The sequence below is a fragment of the Bacillus cereus group sp. BfR-BA-01355 genome, assembly GCF_022663675.1.
Lineage (GTDB): Bacteria > Bacillota > Bacilli > Bacillales > Bacillaceae_G > Bacillus_A > Bacillus_A thuringiensis_S.
Genome location: NZ_JAKUFY010000193.1, coordinates 1 through 5,402 on the forward strand (window position 1 = coordinate 1; position 5,402 = coordinate 5,402).

The window sequence follows — 5,402 nt, forward strand, 5'->3', positions numbered from 1 at the left end:
CTATAGTTGTAACCTTTAGTTACAATGTATTGTGGGTATTGTTCTTCTTGGACGATAAAGCAGTTAGTTCATTGAGCTAGCTGCTTTGTCATTTACTAAGTACAAAATAGCATTTTTGTTTAAAATAATGCTCCCATCCATTTGGACGCATTTACCAGTATTTTTACCAAAAAATTCATGATATGGTTATTTAGTCGAGTACGTCATTACTTGACAATTACCCTTAGAAGCCCCGTGAATAAACGGGGTTTCTTTTATTAACATTCGAGTTTCAATATATGTCTGTAAAAATAATCAGTTAAGTGTTAAAATTCCATAGATAATCTTTAGGGAGTTTTCATATAATTAAACAAGAGTTTAAAAATTCTCGAATCTTAGCCCCTTGGAGCGCCCTTCAAGGGGGCTAAACAATTTAAAATAACGATTTTATCTAAATTCATTCACTAACCTCATACTTTGACATACAATAATAGTGCCTTTCTATATAATGTGAGCTCGTCACTGTCGTTATAATGAGGTATAAGGAGCGCTCTCGATTAGCGCTCTTTTTATTTAAATAAAGATTTTGTTATAAAATTTCACCTATCTAAAAAACATACATACAATATCTTGGGTATCCTTTTTCAACATTAGTTTTGGTCAGAGCGCCTTCCTCTCAAGGCGCTCTTTAATTTCTAAATAACATTTTTAGGTAATTACGAGAGCGGATTTTATTATGTTGTACAAGCACTACTTCACTTTATTAAATAGACTATATAGATATCTAAAAGAAGGGAGCTTTAAATTCATATGGCTGATTACTTTTATAAAGATGGTAAAAAATATTATAAAAACCAATCACATTCCAACAATCAAAAAAACAACTGTTTTATTGAAACTCATACGATAGCTGGTTTTGCAGAAAATGCAAATGGAAATATACCTGTGTCTGTTTTCCTTCAAACCACCGCTCCACAAACTGTATTTGAGGATTTTACAAACAATCATAATAAAACATTAATTCAGTTATTCGTTGTCGGTATGAGTGCACCCGTTCAAGTAACTATTCTAACAAGAAGATCTAGCGTACCAATTACTACTACATTACAACCTGTTCAAACAAAAATATTTCAAGTTGAAGATTTTCAAAGTCTTACTCTTACAAAGCAGGAAGGTTCTAATAGTGAAGTTAGTTTATTTGTTCAAAAAACATTTTGTATATGCTGTAACGATAATAACGATTCATGTGATGAAGATTACCACGAATGTAATTGATAGATTAAATCACCAGAAGAACCCTTTATATAAAGGGTTCTTTTCCTTTCACTCCCCTCATTTCCTCGTTTTTTAATAAAATAACTATTTTATTAAAAATCTTTAATGAGCTAATCCTTACAATTTTGTAATACTAATGTCACTGAAATCAATTTTTTCACTATAAACTCTTTACTATAATTTTCCTTATAAAGTTATAAACACACAGTAAGGAGCGACTTAAAAATGTCTTTTTCTCAATTAAATATTGATGCTTTTCGAGCAATCAATGATTTAGGGAAGTCATATTCATCCCTAAACTCAACTATGGCATTTGTAGCGGAATATATGGTGTATTTTTTAGGTTTAATTATTATGGCTTATTGGTTTACTCAATCTAGAAAAAACAAAATGATGATTGTTCAAGCAATGGTTGCTTTCGTAACTGCTGAAATAATTGGAAAATTAGCAGGGAATTTGCATTTGAATTATCAACCATTTGCAGTATTACCTAATGTTAATAAACTTGTCGATCATGCAGTAGATAATTCATTTCCTAGCGACCATACGATTCTATTTTTTTCAATTTGTTTTTCATTCTGGCTTATTCGTAAAAAGGCTAGATGGTTATGGCTTGTACTTGCATTCTGCGTAGCTATTTCTCGTATTTGGGTAGGAGTTCATTATCCTTTCGATGTCATAACAGGAGCTTTAATAGGAATTATTTCAGCGCTATTTTCATATTGGTTAACACCGAAAATTACATTCATCAAAAAATTACTTAATCTTTACGAAAAAATAGAACAAAATGTAATACCATCCAAAAACAAGTCAAAAAACTTTTGATTAATCTCACAAAGCTAAAAAGATTACATATATTACGAGTATTTTTCAATATTGTCTTGATCGAAGAGCGCTCCCCTGGGTGCTCTTTAATTTTAAAATAACGCTTTGGTTAAAATTTTTGATTCTGCCATTCAGTAATACAAGCTGGTTCAATTTCTTCAAATTCTTGTGTTTCTACATCAAGATCAATGACAGAATAGCTAGGTACTACTAGAAATTCTTTTCCGCAAACGTTACAAGTAGGATCATCAAGTGCATAAACTCCTTTAATTGTGTCAGGATTTTGCAAATCAAAATCAGCATTTTCAAAAACTACAAGACCATTACATCCTTTAACGTTACATTTATGTGCTTCAATAGCCATTTCTCATTCCCCATTTCTTAATAAAATTCAAATTTCATACCATTTAATTTACTTTTATTGTATTTATTTGGATATTCGTGGTATTATTTTTTTATAAAGTCATTACGACTTTACCCTTATACAATGAGCCATGAGCCTTCACAACTCATGGCTCTTTTCATTACAAACTCCATTTCTTAATAAAATTCAGATTTTAAAAGAACGCTAGTTGACCACCAGGTCTTTCTAACAATGAAACAAGTTCCTGCTTTGGCGTTTCTTTAACTTTTTCTGGTTCCGCTGCTAATTCTTCAAAATTAGCAAACCAATGTATCGGAAAACATCCGCATAATTTTTCACGTTCTCGATCATGCCAGAAGAAACAATGTGTACCTTTAGGCTTTATAATGTAATCCTTAAGCGGTTTATCTTTATAGCCTTTTGTTCGCCAAATTAATTGAGCTTTATAGAATTTACTTTCATCTAAATTAGGCATATTAATTTGCGGTTCTGATGTTAAAACCTCGCTCTCCACCACATTAAATCTCTCTGCTGGATAACATCCAAAATGCGATTCCTTACGATCGAATTTGCTGACATAGTAATGATTAGGCTTAGCTGGGAATAAAAAATATTCTTCATTTATTCCCAGTAAAGCTGAATGATCCACATCTATGCACATACCTTTCATTGCTTAATACCCGTTATTCTGACGTTGATGATTTACTTCGTTCTTCTTGTAATAACCTTGCTCCATCTCTTCAAATGTGAATCCTAATTTCTTACCTAAACCTAAGAACGAGTACAATAATTCCTCATAAAGATCAATGTCTTGAGTTGCACGAAATTCCGATACAGCTTCATATACATTGTTGAATTGACTGACTAAAGAACTTGCAGAAAAAACATTTGCGTTGTGATTTAAAAATTCCGCACTATATTCATTAGGATTAAAGCCAATACCGTTGCCTAATGATGCTATGAAATGTAAACCGTCAACATATTCCATCAAAATAACTTCTTTTTCACTTGGCCCTTTATTACTCCAATGCTTAAAACATCTAGTTTCATTTGCAAGCTCTCCTATTTCAACTTGTAAAGCAAGGATCATATTGTAAAATAAATTTTCGCCTTCCAATCCATGTTCCTTAACAATTCTTGTATCCAATACCTTTTGCATTCCGAATATTTTAGTTAAATTCATTTCCATTCGCTCCCTCACTAATTTAATTAAGCTACTCTTTTTTTCGTATCTATTAAACAATTAAGCATGTATTCTAAACCGAACTGATCCAATATTAATGTTGCTATTTCAATTTGATGCCTTCTTAATCTGTTTGCTATTTCTTCAATACCAAGCTGCTTCATCCATAAATCCTTAAAAAGCTCTATATCGTCCTCATTCCAAATAAAATTTACTTCTTCTAAAGCAATGTAGACGTATAGTGGCATTTCTTTTTTCTTTTTATTCCGAACTTTCTTGTCACCAATATCTCCTAAACCCATTTTTCTTTTGCGGATCTTAAACTTATCCACTTGATCTAAAATAAGTGCCGCTACTTCTATTTGCTTTCTTTTAAACCTTTTCGAAATCTCTAAAAGTGTGTAGTTACTATTCCAAAGTTCTCGAAACTGGAGAACCTCTCTTTGATCCCATAAGAAATTCACTTCTTCTAAAGCAATTCGAACTTTAAAAGCCGACATTTTAAACACTCCCTTAAAAAGCTAATTACTTTATCATTTCATTGGAGGTAGTTTTAACATGACCAACTTTACCGTTAACCCAAATTACTACTTGTTCACCATAACCACTTGCCGGTGGGGCAAAAGAAAGGATTTTCCCATCCGTAACCACATATACTTTATTACTTGTAACATCAATCTCTTTTTTCATATGTTCCTCTCCCTTTTTCTCACTTCATGTACTCGACAACATCTGGCTTAAATCCACTTCCTAAGTAAATCCGTACCGGGATTATTTCTTTTTTATCCCTTGCTGCCTTACACAATTCTTCGGCTGCATCCCAATTAAAAAACTTATCTACAGCTCGTTGAAATCTCCAAATTGCCATTGTATAGTGTTCAAAGATGTCATAACGATCATCTTGTTTAGTTGTACGTGGTAATTCATCCGTGCATTTAGCGTTCTTGGGAACATGAACGCGTACATCTGCATATGTAACCCGACCAGGTCCCCTCTTTACATTTGCTTTATTTACATCGAACTGACAAATTTCTGGTTCTACATCAAAAATATTTAGTTGTTTAGGCATGTTCCGTCACATTCTTTTGAAGGAGGTCCAGTAACTCACTTGCACCTTTCTTACTCAAAAACATTCGGCCATCTAACAATTCAATGTTGGATTCAGACACTTCGCCCGTTACAAAGCATGACTTTTCTTGTTTTTTCAAAATGATATTTTCTCCATAAACATGAAAGTCTAGTGCTGTACCTTCAGCAATCCCCAAAGTTCTGCGTAACTCTACTGGAATTACTACACGCCCTAACTCATCGACTTTTCTTACAACACCTGTGTTCTTCATACCTTACTCCCCCTTAGTATTTTTATATTTGTTTAAAATCTCATCAAGACGTTTCTTATTATTTTCAAGATCATCGCTTTGAGTTTGATGTGGTTGTTGCATAGGTTCAGTTTCTTCCTGTTGATGTAACCAATCTGGTACAGCTTCAGTTCGATTAGCATAACCTTTACCAGTACGTTTTTTACTTTGTTGTCTTCGAAATGTTGCTTGTGCTGTTTCTACATCTTGAATTGTTTTAAAGCCTTGTTGATGCCAATCTTTTAGAATTCCTTTTGTATAAGACCAATTACGTTTATTGTTTTCTAATGTGATTTTCATTGCTTCAACTACTAACGATTGATTAAGCTCATCTATCCATTGATTAATTTCTTCTCCCATGAATGGAGAGATATGTCCGAAATTTTTCATATAAAAATCAATTGCGAGATTTTCTACT

10 protein-coding genes are annotated in these 5,402 nt (G+C 32.7%); 2 read left to right on the forward strand and 8 right to left on the reverse strand.

Features of this window, described 5'->3' with window-relative positions; genetic code table 11:
• Window positions 1-789: 789 nt before the first annotated feature.
• Together MR167_RS30195 and MR167_RS30200 are read left to right on the forward strand one after the other, a co-directional pair.
• Complete coding sequence (locus tag MR167_RS30195) at window positions 790-1,254, forward strand: exosporium protein D (RefSeq protein ID WP_242316147.1); 465 nt, start codon at window positions 790-792, stop codon at window positions 1,252-1,254.
• Window positions 1,255-1,479: 225 nt separating this feature from the next.
• Entirely contained in the window at window positions 1,480-2,079 is a 600-nt protein-coding gene (locus tag MR167_RS30200) for an undecaprenyl-diphosphatase (RefSeq protein WP_242316148.1), read from the forward strand.
• 109 nt (window positions 2,080-2,188) lie between these two features.
• Here MR167_RS30200 and MR167_RS30205 read toward each other — a convergent pair whose 3' ends face one another.
• The 8 genes from MR167_RS30205 to MR167_RS30240 form a co-directional block, all read right to left on the reverse strand.
• Window positions 2,189-2,443, reverse strand: a complete 255-nt coding sequence (locus MR167_RS30205) for a hypothetical protein (protein ID WP_000963458.1) — start codon at window positions 2,441-2,443, stop codon at window positions 2,189-2,191.
• Window positions 2,444-2,636: 193 nt separating this feature from the next.
• Complete coding sequence (locus MR167_RS30210; protein WP_242316149.1) at window positions 2,637-3,113, reverse strand: hypothetical protein; 477 nt, start codon at window positions 3,111-3,113, stop codon at window positions 2,637-2,639.
• 3 nt (window positions 3,114-3,116) lie between these two features.
• A complete protein-coding gene (locus tag MR167_RS30215) occupies window positions 3,117-3,632 on the reverse strand; it encodes a dUTP diphosphatase (protein WP_242316150.1) in 516 nt (171 codons plus the stop codon).
• A 20-nt stretch (window positions 3,633-3,652) separates the two neighbouring features.
• Window positions 3,653-4,126, reverse strand: a complete 474-nt coding sequence (locus MR167_RS30220; protein ID WP_242316151.1) for a sugar ABC transporter substrate-binding protein — start codon at window positions 4,124-4,126, stop codon at window positions 3,653-3,655.
• Between the two features lie 25 nt (window positions 4,127-4,151).
• Window positions 4,152-4,316, reverse strand: a complete 165-nt coding sequence (locus MR167_RS30225; RefSeq protein WP_098291750.1) for a DUF3954 domain-containing protein — start codon at window positions 4,314-4,316, stop codon at window positions 4,152-4,154.
• Between the two features lie 19 nt (window positions 4,317-4,335).
• Window positions 4,336-4,695 (reverse strand): hypothetical protein, encoded by a 360-nt coding sequence (locus MR167_RS30230; protein ID WP_001125976.1) that lies wholly within the window; start codon window positions 4,693-4,695, stop codon window positions 4,336-4,338.
• Window positions 4,688-4,966, reverse strand: a complete 279-nt coding sequence (locus MR167_RS30235) for an AbrB/MazE/SpoVT family DNA-binding domain-containing protein (protein ID WP_242316152.1) — start codon at window positions 4,964-4,966, stop codon at window positions 4,688-4,690. The genes MR167_RS30230 and MR167_RS30235 overlap by 8 nt, the downstream gene beginning before the upstream one ends.
• 3 nt (window positions 4,967-4,969) lie before the next feature.
• Window positions 4,970-5,402, reverse strand: a 433-nt coding sequence (locus tag MR167_RS30240; RefSeq protein ID WP_242316153.1) for a DnaD domain-containing protein, incomplete at its 5' end; no start/stop codon positions are given.